Origin of the sequence: Dietzia sp. 111N12-1, assembly GCF_001658045.1 — a bacterium.
In the GTDB taxonomy this organism is placed as follows: domain Bacteria; phylum Actinomycetota; class Actinomycetes; order Mycobacteriales; family Mycobacteriaceae; genus Dietzia; species Dietzia kunjamensis.
Genome location: NZ_LSSV01000002.1, coordinates 108,064 through 125,068 on the forward strand (window position 1 = coordinate 108,064; position 17,005 = coordinate 125,068).

Genomic DNA, 17,005 nt, shown 5'->3' on the forward strand with positions numbered 1-17,005 from the left:
TGTCCCCGACACCTTACTTCGGAGTAAGTTCCGAGCGCCACACTTTCCTCGAACACGTCCCTGCCGCCGGCGGGAGGGGTGGTGTCAGCCGCGCAGGAGGTCGACCGCCTGCTCGACCGCACCCGGGCGACCGGCCACGAACCAGTCGTAGCCGCCCACCTCGACGGTCGCGCACACCCCGCCCGCCCCCTCGACGAGTGCGCGGCCGGGTAGCCAGTCCCACTCGGGGCAGGAGTGCTGGCACCACACCGTGTGGATCCCACACGCAACGGAGGCCAGGTCCACGGACCCGGACCCGAGCATCCGGATGGTCGCCGCGCCGCGGCTCACGCGGTGGAAGGGCTCGGCGAGATGGGGATCGTCGAAGAACGGCGGGTGCAGGTAGGTGGCGAGGCTGCCGGCGGCCAGGTCCCCGGGGGCCAGGCGCGCGACGGGCACCCCGTTGCGGCGCGTCGGCACGTCCGAGCCGCCGACGAACGTCTCCCCGGTGACGGGTCGGTGGACCGCCCCGAGCAGGTAGTCGTCACCGCCGGTGACCGCGACGGCCGAGCACCAGTAGTCGGAGCCGGAGACGAAGTTGTAGGTGCCGTCCACCGGGTCCACGACCCACCGCCGTTCGCCGTCGCCGGTGACGAGGGAGCCCTCCTCGCCGAGGACGCCGTCGGACGGGCGGTGTTCGGCGAGGAGTGCGGTGATGTGTCGCTCGGCCGCGTCGTCGGCCTCGGTGACCACGTCGGAGACGGAGGTCTTGCGGCGGACGTCGAGCCCGTCCTCGCGCAGTCGCCGCGCGAGGTTTCCGGCGTCGACGACGAGGCGGGCGGCCAGATCGGCGTCGGTCATCCCCCCGGTGGACTCGTCGTGCAGGGGGCCCGGGTGGCGGGTGTCCATGGACGTTCACTTCCTCCGCTTGGTCGTCGCGGCTCGCTGACCACGAGCGGTAGCGGGTCCGAGGCATCCGACGCTACCGCCGGGGGGTGACGATCGGAGGCGCGGCAGGCCACGGGGAGGGGGCGGGTGGGCAAACGCTGGAAGGCGCCCGGGCCGCGTAGAGTTGGTAGACGTGCACCCTGAAGTTTCTGCCGACATCGCTGCCCTCGACTCGACCCTGACCACGGTCGAGAAGGTCCTCGACATCGAGGAGCTCGCCCGCCGCGTCGACGAGCTCGAGCAGATGGCCGCCGACCCGGACCTGTGGAACGACCAGGACCGGGCGCAGAAGGTCACCAGCGAGCTGTCGTACATCCAGGCCGATCTGCGCCGCTGCCGTGATCTGCGGCAGCGGATCGAGGACCTGCCACTGATGTACGAGCTGGCGGAGGAGGAGGGCGGCGGTGCCGTCGAGGAGGCGGACGCCGAGCGCTCCAGCCTGCGTGAGGACGTCGAGGCCATGGAGGTCAAGACGATGCTCAGCGGCGAGTACGACCAGCGTGACGCCGTGGTCAACATCCGTGCCGGCGCCGGCGGCGTGGACGCCGCGGACTTCGCCGAGATGCTCATGCGTATGTACATCCGGTGGGCGGAGAAGGCCGGCCACAAGGTCGAGGTGTACGACACCTCGTACGCGGAGGAGGCGGGGATCAAGTCCGCCACCTTCGTGGTCAAGGACCCGTACATGTACGGGACCCTGTCCGTCGAGCAGGGAGCGCACCGGCTGGTGCGGATCTCCCCGTTCGACAACCAGGGCCGCCGCCAGACCTCCTTCGCCGAGGTCGAGGTGCTGCCGGTCGTGGAGACAGTCGACTCCATCGAGGTCCCGGAGAACGAGGTCCGGGTGGACGTCTACCGCTCCTCCGGCCCGGGTGGTCAGTCCGTCAACACCACCGACTCCGCCGTCCGCCTCACCCACGTCCCGACCGGGATCGTGGTGACGTGTCAGAACGAGAAGTCCCAGCTGCAGAACAAGGTCGCGGCCATGAAGGTGCTGCAGGCCAAGCTGCTCGAGCGCAAGCGGCAGGAGGAGCGGGCCGCCATGGACGCGCTCGGTGCGGGTGGCAACGCCTCCTGGGGTAACCAGATGCGGTCCTACGTCCTGCACCCGTACCAGATGGTCAAGGACCTGCGCACCGAGTACGAGGTCAACAACCCGTCCGCGGTCCTCGACGGTGACATCGACGGGTTCATCGAGGCCGGCATCCGATGGCGCATGCGGGAGGGGGCGGACGCCTAGTGGCCTTCCGGACAGATTTCAGCGGAGTCCTGGCCTGGCTGAGCAACGACGGACTGGAGGTCGTCCTCCTCGTCCTGGGGGCCGCCCTGATGACCCGGGTGATCGGGAAGATCGCCCGGATGTGGACAGGCCGGATCGACGCGAGGAACGCCGACAAGGAATTGTGGTCGGAGGAGTCGAAGCATCTCCACTCCCTCGTCCAGGTCGTCTCCTACGTCGCCGTGGGGATCCTGTACATCCTGTTCGGAATCCAGATCCTGCTGCGGTTCGGCGTCAACCTCGTCACCCTCGTGGCGCCGGCCACCGTTCTGGGCGCCGCGCTGGGCTTCGGCGCGCAGAAGATCGTCCAGGACTTCCTCGCCGGCTTCTTCGTGCTGGCCGAGCGGCAGTACGGCTACGGCGACATCGTCGAGCTCACCACGGCGACCGGCGTCGCCGCCGGGACGATCGAGGACGTCACGCTCCGGGTCACCCGGCTACGCACCCTGGACGGCGAGGCGGTCATCGTCCCCAACGGTCAGATCGTCACCGCCATCAACCAGTCCCAGGACTGGGCTCGCGCGATCATCGACGTCCCCGTCCCCAACAACGCCGACATGGACAAGGCACACGAGGTGCTCGCCGAGGTCTGTCGCGACATCGTCCACGACGACCGTGTGGGTGAGTACGTGCTCGACGAACCGTCGGTCATGGGTGTGCAGTCGATCAAACTCGAGCAGACCGTCATCCGCCTGCTCGCCCGGACCAAGCCGGGAATGCAGTGGGAGGTGGGCCGTCGGATGCGCGCCGTCATCCTCCGCCGCTTCCGCCAGGAGGGGATCGTCCTGGAGCCGGAGGCGCTGGCCGCCATCCGCGCCGGGATGCTGCGACCGCAGGCCGGAGAGGGGAGCGTCTGATGGCCCGGCACAGGGACGATGACATGACCCGGCCCGACGGGACAGCCCCGCAGGGCGCCGCGATCGACGACGACCCGATCCTCGACCGGCCCGACCCGCTCGGGTTGGGCGGGACGCCACCACCGGACGCTCCCTCGCGGAGTCCGAAGCCACGGATCGTCGCACTGCTCGGCGAGTTCTTCAGGATGTCCCGGACGACCGCGATCCTCCTCGGCGCGTTCGTCCTGGCAGGCGTGCTGTATCTGCTCGTCCGCGACGAGCCGGTGGTCGCTTTCGGGCCGCAACCCGCGCAGGACCCCACCGGGACCTCGGAACCGGCCGAACCGGCCGAACCGGTCGACCCGTCGTCCACGCCGACGGATCAGACCACCGAGACCACGGCCCCGACCCCGAGTTCGTCTCCGACTCCGACGGGAACGGGCTCCCGCACGACCAGCACCACGGTGACGGGAGGGACCGCGACGACGGGTCCCGATGCCGAGGGGTTCCCCGGTGGCGCCGATCCGCAGGCCCCGCAGCAACAACAGCCACAGCAGTCGCCGCAGCAGCAGCCTGACCAGCAGTCGCAACCGCAGCTGCAGCAGGAGGCCCCGGGCGCCGGGGAGACCTCGGTGCCCGGCGGCGCCCTCGAGGGGTAGCGCCACCGGGTGGCCGCGCCGCGGCCGCCGCCGCGTTGTTCGACCGCTCCCGTGCCTGTGGCCTGCGTGGCGTTAGGCTATCGGAGTGATCACTGCTTCCCGTGTGACGAAGTCGTACCCGTCCTCGACGCGTCCGGCGCTGTCCGACGTGAGCGTGGAGATCGGTGACGGCGAGTTCGCGTTCCTCATCGGTGCGTCGGGATCGGGCAAGTCCACGTTCCTGCGGCTCGTTCTCCGCGAGGACCGCCCGGATTCGGGCACCCTCACCGTCGCCGGCCACGACCTCACGCGCATGAAGGGCTCCGACGTGCCCGTGCTGCGACGCTCTCTCGGCTGCGTGTTCCAGGACTTCCGTCTGCTGGAGAACAAGACGGTCGCGGAGAACGTCGCGTTCGCGCTGCAGGTGATCGGCAAGTCCCGCCGGACCATCGACAAGGTGGTGCCGGAGACCCTGGACATGGTCGGGCTGGGCGGGAAGGCCGATCGCCGACCTCACGAACTCTCCGGTGGGGAACAGCAGCGGGTCGCGATCGCGCGGGCGTTCGTCAACCGCCCGGTGCTGCTGCTGGCGGACGAACCGACGGGCAACCTCGACCCCGAAACCAGCGAGGACATCATGCTCCTGCTCGACCGGATCAACAGGACGGGGACCACCGTGCTCATGGCGACCCACGACAGGCACATCGTGGACCGCTCGCGGCGCCGCGTGGTGGAACTGGTCGACGGCTCGGTCGTCCGCGACGACGCCCGCGGAACCTACGGGGTGGACCGCTGATGGCCGCTACGTTCGTCGCCTCCGAGGTCGGGCAGGGACTGCGCCGCAACCTGTCCATGACGTTGGCCATGATCATCACCACGGCGGTGGCCCTGGGCATGCTGGGGGCGGGCCTGCTCGTGGCCATGACCGCGTCCGCGAGTCAGGACAAGTACGACTATCTCAACGAGTTCCGCGTCTACGTGGACCGGTCGATCTCGCTGGAGGATCCGGACTGCGCGGCGGAATGCGGCCGGATCCTCCAGCGGCTCGAGACGACGCCGGGCGTGGCGTCGGTGGAGTACAAGAATCCCGAGCAGACCTACGCCGAGTTCGTCGACCTGTTCTCCTCGACAGACCCGGTGCTGGTGGAGTCGACCTCGCCGGACGCCCTCGGCTCGCGGTTCACCCTGACACTGACCGACCCCACGCGGGCCGAGGCGGTGGCGCGTGACCTGGCGGAGGTGGACGGCATCGAGATCGTCCAGGGGCAGGGCGAGCTCGTCGAACGGGTCTTCTCCGTCCTCGACGGCGTCCGCAACGCGGCCTTCGCGATCGCGGTCGTCCAGCTGCTGGCGACCGTCCTGCTCATCGCCAACATGACGCAGATCGCCGCGTTCACCCGGCGGACCGCCCTGGGGATCATGCGACTGGTGGGCGCGAGCCGCTGGTACACGGAGTTGCCGTTCGTCCTCGAGGCGGTGATCGCGGCGGTGGCCGGCGCCCTCCTCGCGGTGGGGGGCCTGCTGGTGGCCAAGAACGTCTTCCTCGACAGGGTGCTGGCGGAGGCCTACCGCGCGAACCTGGTCGAGCGGATCACCACCCCCGACATCCTCCTCCTCGCACCGGGGCTGGTCGTGGCGGGCGCGGTGGTCTCCGCGCTCACCGCCTGGATCGCCCTGAGGCTCACGGTTCGGCACTGAACGCGCCCTCCATCTAGACTCTGGGGGCTGCGGAACGGCGGCGAGGGCACGGCAATCAGGAGGTGACGCGACGTGGCCAAGAAGAACAAGAAGAAGGGCGCGTCGTCCCTCGGCTCCGACGGGAGCATCGTCGCGAGCAACCGCAAGGCCCGGCACGACTTCCAGATCCTGGAGACGCACGAGGCCGGCATCGCGCTGGTCGGGACCGAGATCAAGAGCATGCGTGAGGGCAAGACCTCGCTGGTCGACGCGTTCGCGACGGTCGACGACGGCGAGGTGTGGCTCCGCGGGCTACACATCCCCGAGTACTCGCACGGGAGCTGGACCAACCACGCCCCGAAGCGTGCCCGGAAGCTCCTGCTGCACCGCCGCGAGATCGACTCGCTCGTGGGCAAGGTGCGCGACGGCAATGCCACCCTCGTCCCGTTGTCGCTCTACTTCGTGGGCGGCCGGGTGAAGGTCGAGCTGGCCGTCGCACGGGGCAAGCAGGCGCACGACAAGCGCCACGACATCGCCCGCCGGACCGCCGAGCGTGAGGCCGTGCGTGAACTCGGCAGGAAGATCAAGGGCATGCGGGCATGATGCCGGTCGCGTTGGCGTCGACTTCGGCGGTGGCGTACGGCATCAGCGACTACCTCGGCGGTGTGGCCTCCCGCCGCGCCCGCGTGCTGCGCGTGGTCAGCGTCTCCTATCCGCTGTCGATCGTGCTGGTGGGCGTCGCTGCCCTGGTCGCCGGTGGGTCGCCGACCGGGGTCGGTCTGGGGTGGGGCCTGGCCTCCGGGATGGCCTCGGGTGTCGCGGTGTGGTCGTTCTACCTGGCGCTCTCCCGCGGGCCGATGAGTGTGATCTCGCCGATCACGGCGGTCCTGGCGGCGGCGGTTCCGCTGGCGTTCGGTCTGGCGGCGGGGGAGCGGCCCGCGCCCGCGGCGGGGGCGGGCATGGCGCTCGCGCTGGTGGCGACCGTGTTGGTCTCCATGGAGAGCCGGGACGGCTCGTCCGCCCTGCACGGGCGCCTCACCCGTCGTCTCCTGGTGCTCACGCTCTTCTCCGGGCTGGCGTTCGCCGCGTTCTTCGTGTTGTTGGCGCAGGTGCCGCCGGGCCAGGGCCTGTGGCCGGTCGCGGCCTCGCGGATCGGGGCGACGGTGATGCTGCTGGTCGCCGCGGTCGCAGCCCGTGAGTCGTTCCGTTTCTCCCGGCGTCTCATCGCGATCGGCGTGGTGATCGCCGTGTTCGACGCCGTCGCCAACGGTGCCTTCTACTTCGCCTCGCAGGCGGGGATGCTCTCCCTGGTCAGTGTGATCGCTGCGCTGTACCCCGCTTTCACCGTAGCGCTGGCGATCGCCCACGGCGGGGAGCGGATGCGTGCGGTCCAGATGGTCGGACTCGTCCTGGCGGGGGTGGCGATCTCCCTGCTCGCACTCGGCTGAACCGGGTGCTCGGCTGAACCGGGTGCTCGGCTGAACCGGGTGCTCGGCTGAGAGGGGAGAGCGGGATCACTCTGGCGGGCGGCGCGTCACCGGGGTAGGGTGGGGAGTCCGTCGGCGGAAGTCGGCGGTCCTGACGGGGCTGACTTGGTTTCGACTACGTGAGTTGACGCAGGGGAAGCGTGCCGGTGCAGGCCAGAGACCACCGTAAGCGTCGTGGCAACCAATTACGCGCCGATACCAATCAGCGCGACTACGCCCTCGCTGCCTGATAGCGAGCCCGTAGTCTGTCGGCCCGGGGTCGCTCTCGCCCCGGTCACCGGCATCATCTAGAGAGATCACCGGCTCACCCGGTCACGGGGTGGGTCGGGACATCACACAGTGACTGGGATCGTCATCACCGACATGTCCGCATGAGGGTGAGATCCGAGTAGAGGCCAACGCGGACTGCGCACGGAGAAGCCCTGCCGATGCTGCGGAGGACCCGGGTTCAATTCCCGGCAGCTCCACCATTCGGGCCACACCCCCGGTCGACGCCGACCGGGGGTGTGGTGCATTTGCATCGACGGTGCGCGCGCGGGGTCGCTCCCACCGCTTCGGTACCCTCTGGCGTAGTGCCGGTCACCCGGAAGAGGTCGACGGTCTCCCAGTAGAGAAAGGCCCGCGTACACGTGAACGCCAAACCCAACAAGAACACCAAGGTCCTCCAGACCAAGTCCAACAACGGGATGATCATCACCGTGGTCGCGCTCATCGCGGTCGCCGTCGTGGTCCTCGGTGGCGTCGTCTGGATGGCCCAGCGGGGCGGAGAGGCCAACCCCATCACGTTCGGCGAGACCAATGACGAGCTGATCGACATCACCGAGGCCGGCGTGGTCGTCGTCGGCCCGGACGAGGCGCCGACCGTCCAGATCTGGGAGGACTACATGTGCCCCGCATGTGGCTCCTTCGAGGCGCAGTACGGTGAGTCCATCTCCGAGGCCGTCGAGGCCGGGGATCTGCAGGTCGAGTTCCACACCCTGAACTTCCTCAACGGCCAGTCCGGCTCCGGTGAGTACTCCACGCGCGCGCTCGCGGCCATCCAGTGTGTCGCGGCCAAGGACTCCCTGCCCGTGTTCTTCGACGTCAAGAATGCGTTCTTCGCCGAGCAGCCGGGGGAGGGCGGCGGCGACCTCTCGGCCCGCGAGCTGGCGGACATCGCGGAATCAGCCGGCGCGAACGCGGACTCGGTCGAGTGCATCGGCAACGTCGAGTCCAACGGCGGCATGGACAAGGCCTCCGACAGTGCGGACAACGCCCAGCAGAGCATCCGCGAGATCACCGATCGCGTGTCCACCCCGACGGTCGCCCACGAGGGCGAGGTCGTCGACATCGGCAACGCCGCCTGGCTCCAGGACATCATCGCGTAACTCGTCCGGCGAACCGCCCGGTGCTCGTGCCGGGTGCGCAACTGTGGCCCGGCCCCGCCCCTCCCGGTGGGGCCGGGCCCGATTTGGAGGCCCGAACCGTGGTGGTGTAACTTAGGTCGGGCCGGTCACCGAGAGGTGAGCGGCGGACAAATGGATACGGGGCTATGGCGCAGCTGGTAGCGCACCACACTGGCAGTGTGGGGGTCAGGGGTTCGAGTCCCCTTAGCTCCACCGAGGACGAGATCCCGGGACAACGGAAACGATGTCCCGGGATCTCGCCATGTGGCGCCTTCCGCCATCCGGTCCGCGGTCGTAGTGTCGGGGTATGGCGGGGCCAGGGGAGATCACGGACGTCGTCGACGTGCTCGACGCGCTCGTCGACCACGGTCGGCTGGTCGGGTACGTCTGTGGCGTCCGCGAGAGCGGGCGCTCCAGGATCGTCTCCGGCGGAGCCCGCATCGTGGGCGGACCCGCGCTGGGGGAGGACGCGGTGTTCCCACTGTCGTCCAACACCAAGCCGGTCGGCGGGATCCTGGCGATGCGTCTCGTGGAACGCGGTGTGCTGACCCTCGACGACCCGGTGGACACGTTCTTGCCCGAGCTGGCGGACCCTCCAGTGCTGGCCACGCCGGACGCCCCGCTGGACCGCACGGTCCCGGCCGAGCGGCCCCTCACACTGCGGCACCTGCTCACCATGACCGCGGGTGCCGGCTGGGTGGGGGAGAACCCCGCGTTGTCGGAGGCGATGTCCGACCGTGGGGTCGCCCCGGGGCCGTACGCCCCGGCCGTCGCGCCGGACGAGTATCTCCGTCGGCTGGCGGAGCTGCCCTTCGCGGGCCAGCCGGGCCAGCAATGGTGGTACCACACCAGCAGCGATGTCCTCGGGGTGCTCCTCGCCCGCGCCACCGGCTCGTCCGTGACCGAGTTGCTGGCCGAGTACGTCACCGGGCCACTGGGGCTGGCCGACACGGGGTTCACGGCCGACCTCTCCCGTCTCCCCACCTCGTACGGCCTCGGGCCCGACGGCAGGGTTTCGCCACTGGACACCGCGGGCAGGTTCGCGGTGCCGCCGGTCTTCGAGTCCCTCGCCTGCGGCCTCGCCGCGACGGTGGGCGATTATCTGGAGCTGTTGGGTGTGCTCGTCGACGGTGGCCCGGTGCTCGACCCGGAGAGTGCTCGGCTGATGGCCACCGACCACCTGACAGCGCGGCAGCGGGCGAGCGCGGAGGATTTCCTCGGGCCCGGCTGCGGCTACGGGTTCCAGGTGGAGGTGCGCCCGGGCGGCGTGGTCGGCTGGGCCGGGGGACTGGGGACGATCGGGTACGTCGACCGCGGCACCAGGCGGGCCGCGGCGGTCTTCACCACCCAGTCCTTCGACGTCCCCGGCACGACCGAGGCGCTCGAGACCGTCTGGTCGCTGCTGCGCTGACGACCCGTCCTCGCGGATCGGTCAGCGCCACCACGTGTCGAGCGGGGTGGCGGGCACCGTGCGCTTGTGGCGCGAGCCCAGGAACAGCTGCTCGATCCGCGCGGAGGCCTCGGGCGGGACGCCGTCGCGGCCCTCGAGGTAGTCGTCGATCTGGGCGTAGGTCACGCCGAGGGCGACCTCGTCGGGCAGGCCCGGCCGGTCATCCTCGAGGTCGGCGGTGGGGACCTTGCGCCAGGTGGAGTCCGGCGCGCCGAGGTGGCGTAGCAGTGCCGCGCCCTGTCGTTTGGTGAGACCGGTCAGGGGGGTCAGGTCGACCCCGCCGTCGCCGTATTTGGTGAAGAAGCCGGTGACCGCCTCGGCGGCGTGGTCGGTGCCGACGACGAGGAGGTTCAGTTGCCCGGCCACGGCGTACTGGGCGATCATCCGCTCACGCGCCTTGACGTTGCCGCGGACGAAGTCACGGAGCGGCGCCGCCTCGTCGGGCAGAGCCGTGAGTGCGGCGGAGGCGGCCTCGGAGGCGGCGTCGGACGCGGGGCGGACATCCACCGTGAGACTCTCGTCCGGACGGATGAACTCCAGGGCCGCCTGCGCGTCGGCCTCGTCGGACTGTTCGCCGTAGGGCAGGCGCATCGCCACGAACCGGGCGCGCGACATCCCCTCGTCCCGCAGTCGCTCCGCGGCGAGCTGACAGAGCCGGCCGGTCAGGGTGGAGTCCTGCCCGCCGCTGATCCCCAGGACGAAGCCCGTGGTGGGGGTCGAACGGAGGTAGTCGACCAGGAACGTGACCCGCGACCCGACCTCCTCCGCGGGATCGATGTCGGGACGGACGCCGAGTTCGGCGATGATGGTGGCGCGCAGGGCGGCAGCGCGGTCTGTCGTGGTCTCGGTCATGGCGTCAGCATAGGAACCACGTGTGACGACCGCGTGACATCTCCGCCGGTGACCGCGAGTACCCGGAGCGCGGTCGGGGTGCGGCCGGGGTGCGGGCGGGGTGCCGTCCGTCGCCGGTTGGAGTTCTGGCCGGGCAGTCCGTTACGATGGACCAGTTGTGTGTCGTACATCCGGCCTTTCGGGACGGGCGTGTCGCACAGTGATCCCCAGTCGTGTCGGCGGCCATAGCGGCCGCCCCGAGAGCCTAAGGAGCGCCAGATGAAGGTCCGCAAGTCCCTTCGGTCGCTGAAGAACAAGCCGGGCGCCCAGGTTGTCCGTCGTCGCGGCAAGGTCTACGTGATCAACAAGAAGGACCCCCGTTTCAAGGCCCGCCAGGGCTGACATGTCCGCGTGAGTCCTCACGCACCCTCGAGGGCCCGCCACCGGTTCGCCGGCGGCGGGCCCTCGTCGTCGTCGTACTCTTACCGGCGCCCACCACGGCCCCGTGGGGACGACTCGCGCCCGGCGGTGAACCGTCCCCGGCCCGCCACATCCGTCCACGCCCCGGACGCACGATCATCCACGTGCTTGTGGAGGGCGTGGGGACAATCTGTGGGGTCTCTGGGGAGGTCCTGTGGGATGCCGACCCGCCGCTCCGGGACGGTGATCGCCGTGCGACCGTAGGTGTGCGCGGCGCCGGATCGACGGTCCGGGGACGGGGTTCCCACCGGGGGCCCACGGTGTCCACAAGGCGGGATCGCGACCTGGGAATACCAGCGATGTAAGACCAAAATGTTGTGGTCGATTGACTCGCTGGCCACTAGGGGTAGTGTCTAGAAGCGTTGCGGCCCCAATGAATGTCACTCGTGGGATTCGGACCGTGACCCCCGACAGACACCGCGGTTATCCACAGGCCGGGCGAGAGCCCGGGCCCGGGAAGCCGCTACGAGAAGAGTCCCTCGCGCCGTCCGGGCGCCGTGCCGAAAGAGGTCCTGAGACACATGGTCACCGTCTACACCAAGCCCGCCTGCGTCCAGTGCAACGCCACCTACAAGGCGCTCGACAAGCAGGGCATCGAGTACGAGATCATCGACATCTCGATGGACGACGAGGCTCGGGAGTACGTCATGGCGCTCGGGTACCTCCAGGCGCCCGTCGTGGTCGCGGGCTCCGACCACTGGTCCGGCTTCCGCCCGGACCGCATCAAGGCACTCGCCACCGTGGCGGCCTGACTGCGCGGTCGTAGTCCGACGGCGCGGTAACACCAGGATTCCTTCGACAAGGGGGCGGCGATGGCGGCTCCGATACCGGCCGAGAAGCCGGTGAGGATCGTCTACTTCTCCAACATCTCCGAGAACACCAAACGATTCGTCGACCGGCTCGGTCTCCCCGCACTGCGTATCCCGGTGCGGAGGACCGAGCCCGTCCCGACGGTGTCGGACCCGTATGTTCTGATCGTTCCGACCTACGGGGGAAGCCTCGAGATCACAGGCAAGAACGGCGCCGCGGTCCCGCGGCAGGTGGTCGCGTTCCTCAACAACGCGCACAACAGAAGTCTCTGCCGGGGAGTCATTGCCGGCGGCAACACCAACTTCGGACGGGATTTCGGTCGCTCCGGCGACGTGATCGCCGAGAAGGTGGGGGTCCCGTACCTCTACCGCTTCGAGTTGATGGGCACACACGAGGACGTCATCCGCGTCCGAGAGGGATTGGAAGAGTTTTGGCAGCACCAACCGTGAACCCCGAGAGCATCACCGCGGGAGAGGCGGGCGACGGTCAGCGTCTCGACTACCACGCCCTCAACGCGATGCTCAACCTCTACGACGCGGACGGGAAGATCCAGTTCGACGCGGACCGCCGGGCAGCGCGGGAGTACTTCCTGCAGCACGTCAACCAGAACACGGTCTTCTTCCACAACCTGGACGAGAAGCTCGACTACCTGGTCGAGAAGGACTACTACGAGCGCGAGGTGCTGGACCAGTACGCGCGCAACTTCGTCCGCGAACTGTTCGACCACGCGTACGCCAAGAAGTTCCGCTTCCCGACCTTCCTCGGCGCGTTCAAGTACTACACCTCGTACACGCTCAAGACCTTCGACGGGAAGCGCTACCTCGAGCGCTACGAGGACCGCGTGTGCATGGTGGCGCTCACCCTCGCCGCCGGCGACCAGGTGCTGGCCCGCCAGCTGGTGGACGAGATCATCGACGGTCGCTTCCAGCCCGCCACGCCCACGTTCCTCAACTCCGGCAAGAAGCAGCGCGGGGAGCCCGTCTCGTGCTTCCTGCTGCGCATCGAGGACAACATGGAGTCCATCGGCCGCAGCATCAACTCCGCGCTGCAGCTGTCCAAGCGCGGGGGCGGCGTGGCACTGCTGCTGTCCAACCTCCGTGAGCACGGCGCGCCCATCAAGCACATCGAGAACCAGTCCTCGGGCGTCATCCCCGTGATGAAGCTGCTGGAGGACTCGTTCTCCTACGCCAACCAGCTCGGGGCCCGCCAGGGTGCCGGCGCCGTGTACCTGCACGCGCACCACCCGGACATCTTCAAGTTCCTCGACACCAAGCGGGAGAACGCGGACGAGAAGATCCGCATCAAGACGCTCTCCCTGGGCGTGGTGATCCCGGACATCACCTTCGAGCTCGCCAAGCGCAACGACGACATGTACCTGTTCTCGCCTTACGACGTCGAGCGGATCTACGGCAAGCCGTTCGCGGACGTCGACATCTCGGAGCACTACCACGAGATGGTCGAGGACAGCCGGATCAAGAAGACCAAGATCAACGCCCGGCACTTCTTCCAGACCGTCGCCGAGCTGCAGTTCGAGTCCGGCTACCCGTACATCATGTACGAGGACACCGTGAACCGGGCCAACCCGATCGCCGGCAAGATCACGCACTCCAACCTGTGCTCGGAGATCCTCCAGGTCTCCACGGCCTCGGAGTTCAACGAGGACCTGAGCTACTCCGAGGTGGGCAAGGACATCTCCTGCAACCTCGGTTCGCTCAACATCGCCAAGGCCATGGACTCACCGGACTTCGGTCAGACCATCGAGACGGCGATCCGGGGACTGACCGCGGTCTCCGACCAGACCCACATCGACTCCGTGCCCTCGATCGAGCGGGGCAACTCGGAGTCGCACGCGATCGGCCTGGGGCAGATGAACCTCCACGGCTACCTCGCGCGTGAGCGGATCCACTACGGATCCGAGGAGGGTGTCGACTTCACCAACATCTACTTCTACACCGTGCTCTACCACGCGCTCCGGTCGTCCAACGCGATCGCGCGGGAGCGTGGAACCTGGTTCGCCGGGTTCCCGGAGTCGAAGTACGCCTCGGGTGAGTTCTTCGACAAGTACACCGACCAGGTGTGGGAGCCGGCCACCGACCGGGTCCGCACGCTGTTCTCCGAGGCCGAGGTGACCATCCCCACGCAGGAGGACTGGCGCGCGCTGAAGGCCGACGTGCAGAAGTACGGCATCTACAACCAGAACCTGCAGGCCGTGCCGCCGACGGGGTCGATCAGCTACATCAACAACTCGACCTCGTCGATCCACCCCGTGGCGTCGAAGATCGAGATCCGCAAGGAGGGCAAGATCGGGCGCGTCTACTACCCGGCGCCCTACCTGACCAACGACAACCTGGACTACTACCAGGACGCGTACGAGATCGGCTACGAGAAGATCATCGACACGTACGCGGCGGCCACCCAGCACGTCGACCAGGGCCTGTCGTTGACCCTGTTCTTCAAGGACACGGCCACCACCCGTGAGGTCAACCGAGCCCAGATCTACGCGTGGCGCAAGGGCATCAAGACCCTGTACTACATCCGCGTGCGTCAGCTCGCGCTCGAGGGCACCGAGGTCGAGGGCTGCGTCTCGTGCATGCTCTGACCGCCCGGCCGCAGGCCTGCGTCCCGAACCCCACACGTCCCCAGGAGGAGATCCGATGACCGCCGAGCTGCACGCTCCGGGATCCCACAGTCCCGCCGCCGGCATCCAGCCCAAGCTGGTCGACCGGGTGTCGGCCATCAACTGGAACCGCGTCCCCGACGAGGTCGACGATCAGGTGTGGGGCCGGCTCACCACCAACTTCTGGCTTCCGGAGAAGGTGCCGGTCTCCAACGACATCCCGTCGTGGCAGACCCTGACCGAGTACGAGCAGCAGCTCACCACCCGCGTATTCACCGGCCTGACCCTGCTGGACACCCTGCAGGGCACGGTCGGCGCGGTCAGCATGATCCCCGACGCGTCGACCCCGCACGAGGAGGCGGTGCTCACCAACATCGCGTTCATGGAGTCGGTGCACGCCAAGAGCTACTCGACGATCTTCTCCACGCTGTGCTCGACGCCGCAGGTGGACGACGCGTTCCGCTGGGCGGAGGAGAACCCCTTCCTCCAGAAGAAGGCAAAGATCGTGCTCGGCTACTACGCGGGGGACGATCCGCTCAAGCGCAAGATCGCCTCGGTGATGCTCGAGTCGTTCATGTTCTACTCGGGCTTCTACCTGCCCATGCGGTGGTCCTCGCGGGCCAAGCTCACCAACACCGCCGACGTCATCCGGCTCATCATCCGCGACGAGGCGGTGCACGGCTACTACATCGGGTACAAGTACCAGCGCGCCCTCGAGCACGTCACCCAGGCGGAGCGGGACGAGCTCAAGGACTACACCTTCGAGCTGCTGTTCGAGCTGTACGACAACGAGGCGGACTACACCGAGGATCTCTACGATCCGGTGGGGTGGACCGAGGACGTCAAGAAGTTCCTGCGGTACAACGCCAACAAGGCGCTGATGAACATGGGCTACGAGGGCATGTTCCCGAAGGACGAGACCGACGTCGACCCGGCGATCCTGTCGGCCCTGAGCCCCAACGCCGACGAGAACCACGACTTCTTCTCCGGCTCCGGCAGCTCGTACGTCATGGGCAAGGCCGAGGCGACCGAGGACGAGGACTGGGACTTCTGACGCACCGGTAGCGGCCCACGACGCCCCTGCGACCGAACACGGGCGCAGGGGCGTCGTCGATCCACTGTCGTGGAGGGACTGCTGGCTACCCGTCCGGTGCGACCCCGTTGATCGATCCCCGGATGTCGTCGAGGACCGCCCGCGCCGCCACCGGGCCCGCGCCCTCCCACACGGCACGGTCCACCACGAACACGCGCTGCGATCCCACGGCGTCGAGGTCCGTCCACCTGTCCGAGGCGAAGACTTCCCGCGCCGCGTCCTCGGAGCCGGTCTCGCCTCCGACCACCGCGAAGATCACATCCCCGTCCAGTTCGTCACCCAGGGCCGGGGACTGCGGCAGGGGAGGGGCGTGCTCACCGTCGCGCGTGCGTTGCGCAGGGGGGCGCTCGGCACCCACGGCCTCGAGCATCAGGGAGCCCAGCGTGTCCGGCCGCTGCACCTCCACGCCGTCACCGTCCCCTCCGGTCACCGACACCAGAGAGACCCGGGTATCCGACGGGGTGGTCGCGTCGGCGGTGCGCTGCGCCCGCTCGATCACCTCCAGTAGGAGATCGCCGCCGGCGCGGGGCCGACCGTAGGCGTCGGCGATCGCCTCGGTGGCCTCCGTCCAGTCCACGATGTCGGCGTCGTAGACCACGGTGGGGGCGACATCAGTCACGGCGGCGACGACGGCCGGGTCCACCTCGTCCGACCCGGCCAGCACGATGAGGTCCGGACGCAGTTCCCGCGCGGCCCGCGCGACCTCGTCGGCGTCCCCGCCGACGAGGGGACCGACCGTCGGGAGTCCGGTCAGTGAGTCGGGCAGGTAGACGTCCGCACCGTCGGGTAGGCCGGACGTGCCGACGACGAGGTCCTGCAGCCCGAGGGCGCAGGCCGTGTCCACCGCGCCTGTGCCGAGCGCCAGGATCCTCTCCGGCGACCGCGGCACCTCCACCCGGTCCGGACCCGGCCCCTCCGTGGGGACCCTGCGGTCACCCGGCCCGGGGAACTCCGCGGGGAACGGTGCCGGGGCGCACGACTCCTCCGGCTCTGCCGAGCGCTGCAACTCCTCGCCGGCCATCCGCGACGGGGTCGTCGTAATCGGGTGCTCGACCATGTCGACGGGGGAGGGGCCACACGCCACGAGCGTCAGCCCGGCCGCCAGGGGGACCGCCGCCCTGACGGCGCGCCGGGCATACCCCCGCGCGGGGTGTCGGCGGGGGGCGGTCACGGAATCGGTCATGGGACAACAGCCTAGGAGATCGGCCGAGAAGGGCCGCTCATGCGGAGGTCGCGGGCGGGCGGCGGGTGCCCGTCCCGGCGTGCCGGACCACGGCGTGATTAGCGGGGGTGACCACCGGTGACGAGTTCGACGGGGCGGGTGGGCGTCTCTCTCAGGCGGGGGTTAGGATTGCGGTCACGCACTATTCCTATGCGTTCGACGTGGGGTCGGTGGTTCGACCCGCGACGTCGGGTGAGGCGTTCAGGAGGACCCTTATGACCGCAGTGGCCCCCAAGCCGGTCCACAAACTCGACCACCCGCCGGGTGAACCCA

Annotated in this window: 18 protein-coding genes, 1 tRNA gene and 1 other RNA gene; 17 read left to right on the forward strand and 3 right to left on the reverse strand. The window is 69.0% G+C overall.

Features of this window, described 5'->3' with window-relative positions:
• Positions 1–84: 84 nt before the first annotated feature.
• Positions 85–888 carry an inositol monophosphatase gene (locus AYO52_RS01860; RefSeq protein WP_067712379.1) on the reverse strand — a complete coding sequence of 268 codons (804 nt, stop codon included), beginning with the start codon at positions 886–888 and terminating at the stop codon, positions 85–87.
• A 172-nt stretch (positions 889–1,060) separates the two neighbouring features.
• Between AYO52_RS01860 and prfB the strand changes: the two genes are divergently transcribed.
• The 11 genes from prfB (at position 1,061) to AYO52_RS01915 (ending at position 9,640) form a co-directional block, all read left to right on the forward strand.
• On the forward strand, positions 1,061–2,167 hold the full coding sequence (gene prfB / locus AYO52_RS01865; protein ID WP_067712381.1) for a peptide chain release factor 2: 1,107 nt from the start codon (positions 1,061–1,063) through the stop codon (positions 2,165–2,167).
• Positions 2,167–3,063 carry a mechanosensitive ion channel family protein gene (locus AYO52_RS01870; RefSeq protein WP_067712384.1) on the forward strand — a complete coding sequence of 299 codons (897 nt, stop codon included), beginning with the start codon at positions 2,167–2,169 and terminating at the stop codon, positions 3,061–3,063. The genes prfB and AYO52_RS01870 overlap by 1 nt, the downstream gene beginning before the upstream one ends.
• 23 nt (positions 3,064–3,086) lie before the next feature.
• Entirely contained in the window at positions 3,087–3,701 is a 615-nt protein-coding gene (locus AYO52_RS01875) for a hypothetical protein (RefSeq protein WP_156523492.1), read from the forward strand.
• Positions 3,702–3,786: 85 nt separating this feature from the next.
• Positions 3,787–4,476 (forward strand): cell division ATP-binding protein FtsE, encoded by a 690-nt coding sequence (gene ftsE, locus AYO52_RS01880; RefSeq protein ID WP_067712387.1) that lies wholly within the window; start codon positions 3,787–3,789, stop codon positions 4,474–4,476.
• Positions 4,476–5,378, forward strand: a complete 903-nt coding sequence (gene ftsX, locus AYO52_RS01885; RefSeq protein ID WP_067712390.1) for a permease-like cell division protein FtsX — start codon at positions 4,476–4,478, stop codon at positions 5,376–5,378. Before ftsE ends, ftsX begins: the two co-directional genes overlap by 1 nt.
• A 72-nt stretch (positions 5,379–5,450) precedes the next feature.
• The gene (gene smpB, locus AYO52_RS01890) at positions 5,451–5,960 is read left to right on the forward strand and encodes an SsrA-binding protein SmpB (RefSeq protein WP_067712405.1); all 510 of its coding nucleotides are present in this window, start codon (positions 5,451–5,453) and stop codon (positions 5,958–5,960) included.
• Complete coding sequence (locus AYO52_RS01895) at positions 5,957–6,805, forward strand: EamA family transporter (protein WP_067712408.1); 849 nt, start codon at positions 5,957–5,959, stop codon at positions 6,803–6,805. The genes smpB and AYO52_RS01895 overlap by 4 nt, the downstream gene beginning before the upstream one ends.
• Before the next feature lie 135 nt (positions 6,806–6,940).
• Positions 6,941–7,314: a transfer-messenger RNA gene (ssrA, locus tag AYO52_RS01900) on the forward strand.
• Positions 7,315–7,473: 159 nt separating this feature from the next.
• On the forward strand, positions 7,474–8,211 hold the full coding sequence (locus AYO52_RS01905; protein WP_067712411.1) for a thioredoxin domain-containing protein: 738 nt from the start codon (positions 7,474–7,476) through the stop codon (positions 8,209–8,211).
• A 158-nt stretch (positions 8,212–8,369) separates the two neighbouring features.
• Positions 8,370–8,442 (forward strand) — tRNA-Ala (locus AYO52_RS01910).
• A 94-nt stretch (positions 8,443–8,536) separates the two neighbouring features.
• Positions 8,537–9,640: a serine hydrolase gene (locus AYO52_RS01915; RefSeq protein WP_067712414.1), complete on the forward strand. Its 1,104-nt coding sequence runs from the start codon at positions 8,537–8,539 to the stop codon at positions 9,638–9,640.
• 21 nt (positions 9,641–9,661) lie between these two features.
• On the opposite strand, the gene nadE is transcribed toward AYO52_RS01915, so the two are convergent.
• Positions 9,662–10,531: an ammonia-dependent NAD(+) synthetase gene (gene nadE, locus AYO52_RS01920; protein ID WP_067712417.1), complete on the reverse strand. Its 870-nt coding sequence runs from the start codon at positions 10,529–10,531 to the stop codon at positions 9,662–9,664.
• Between the two features lie 258 nt (positions 10,532–10,789).
• Here nadE and ykgO point away from each other — a divergent pair, with 258 nt between their 5' ends.
• The 5 genes from ykgO (at position 10,790) to nrdF (ending at position 15,471) form a co-directional block, all read left to right on the forward strand.
• Positions 10,790–10,912, forward strand: coding sequence for a type B 50S ribosomal protein L36 (gene ykgO, locus AYO52_RS01925; RefSeq protein WP_003852698.1), 123 nt, complete (start codon positions 10,790–10,792; stop codon positions 10,910–10,912).
• 599 nt (positions 10,913–11,511) lie between these two features.
• A complete protein-coding gene (locus tag AYO52_RS01930; RefSeq protein ID WP_067712419.1) occupies positions 11,512–11,742 on the forward strand; it encodes a redoxin NrdH in 231 nt (76 codons plus the stop codon).
• A gap of 60 nt (positions 11,743–11,802) precedes the next feature.
• Entirely contained in the window at positions 11,803–12,249 is a 447-nt protein-coding gene (gene nrdI / locus AYO52_RS01935) for a class Ib ribonucleoside-diphosphate reductase assembly flavoprotein NrdI (RefSeq protein ID WP_067712422.1), read from the forward strand.
• A gap of 68 nt (positions 12,250–12,317) precedes the next feature.
• On the forward strand, positions 12,318–14,399 hold the full coding sequence (nrdE, locus tag AYO52_RS01940) for a class 1b ribonucleoside-diphosphate reductase subunit alpha (RefSeq protein ID WP_067712491.1): 2,082 nt from the start codon (positions 12,318–12,320) through the stop codon (positions 14,397–14,399).
• A gap of 55 nt (positions 14,400–14,454) precedes the next feature.
• Positions 14,455–15,471: a class 1b ribonucleoside-diphosphate reductase subunit beta gene (nrdF, locus tag AYO52_RS01945; protein ID WP_067712425.1), complete on the forward strand. Its 1,017-nt coding sequence runs from the start codon at positions 14,455–14,457 to the stop codon at positions 15,469–15,471.
• 85 nt (positions 15,472–15,556) lie between these two features.
• Here the strand turns inward: nrdF and AYO52_RS01950 are convergent, their stop codons facing one another.
• Positions 15,557–16,693, reverse strand: coding sequence for an ABC transporter substrate-binding protein (locus AYO52_RS01950; RefSeq protein WP_253701752.1), 1,137 nt, complete (start codon positions 16,691–16,693; stop codon positions 15,557–15,559).
• Positions 16,694–16,800: 107 nt separating this feature from the next.
• On the opposite strand from AYO52_RS01950, the gene AYO52_RS18655 reads away from it, so the two are divergent.
• On the forward strand, positions 16,801–17,005 hold a 205-nt coding region (locus tag AYO52_RS18655; RefSeq protein ID WP_216635299.1), incomplete at its 3' end, for a hypothetical protein.

What these genes read in the sequence shown, in the direction of transcription:
- AYO52_RS01860 (WP_067712379.1), bottom strand. Translation starts at nt 888, where the DNA reads ATGGACACCCGCCACCCGGGCCCCCTGCACGACGAGTCCACCGGGGGG.
- AYO52_RS01875 (WP_156523492.1), top strand. Translation starts at nt 3,087, where the DNA reads ATGACCCGGCCCGACGGGACAGCCCCGCAGGGCGCCGCGATCGACGAC.
- ftsX (WP_067712390.1), top strand. Translation starts at nt 4,476, where the DNA reads ATGGCCGCTACGTTCGTCGCCTCCGAGGTCGGGCAGGGACTGCGCCGC.
- AYO52_RS01895 (WP_067712408.1), top strand. Translation starts at nt 5,957, where the DNA reads ATGATGCCGGTCGCGTTGGCGTCGACTTCGGCGGTGGCGTACGGCATC.
- AYO52_RS01915 (WP_067712414.1), top strand. Translation starts at nt 8,537, where the DNA reads ATGGCGGGGCCAGGGGAGATCACGGACGTCGTCGACGTGCTCGACGCG.
- nadE (WP_067712417.1), bottom strand. Translation starts at nt 10,531, where the DNA reads ATGACCGAGACCACGACAGACCGCGCTGCCGCCCTGCGCGCCACCATC.
- ykgO (WP_003852698.1), top strand. Translation starts at nt 10,790, where the DNA reads ATGAAGGTCCGCAAGTCCCTTCGGTCGCTGAAGAACAAGCCGGGCGCC.
- AYO52_RS01930 (WP_067712419.1), top strand. Translation starts at nt 11,512, where the DNA reads ATGGTCACCGTCTACACCAAGCCCGCCTGCGTCCAGTGCAACGCCACC.
- nrdI (WP_067712422.1), top strand. Translation starts at nt 11,803, where the DNA reads ATGGCGGCTCCGATACCGGCCGAGAAGCCGGTGAGGATCGTCTACTTC.
- nrdE (WP_067712491.1), top strand. Translation starts at nt 12,318, where the DNA reads ATGCTCAACCTCTACGACGCGGACGGGAAGATCCAGTTCGACGCGGAC.
- nrdF (WP_067712425.1), top strand. Translation starts at nt 14,455, where the DNA reads ATGACCGCCGAGCTGCACGCTCCGGGATCCCACAGTCCCGCCGCCGGC.
- AYO52_RS01950 (WP_253701752.1), bottom strand. Translation starts at nt 16,693, where the DNA reads ATGACCGATTCCGTGACCGCCCCCCGCCGACACCCCGCGCGGGGGTAT.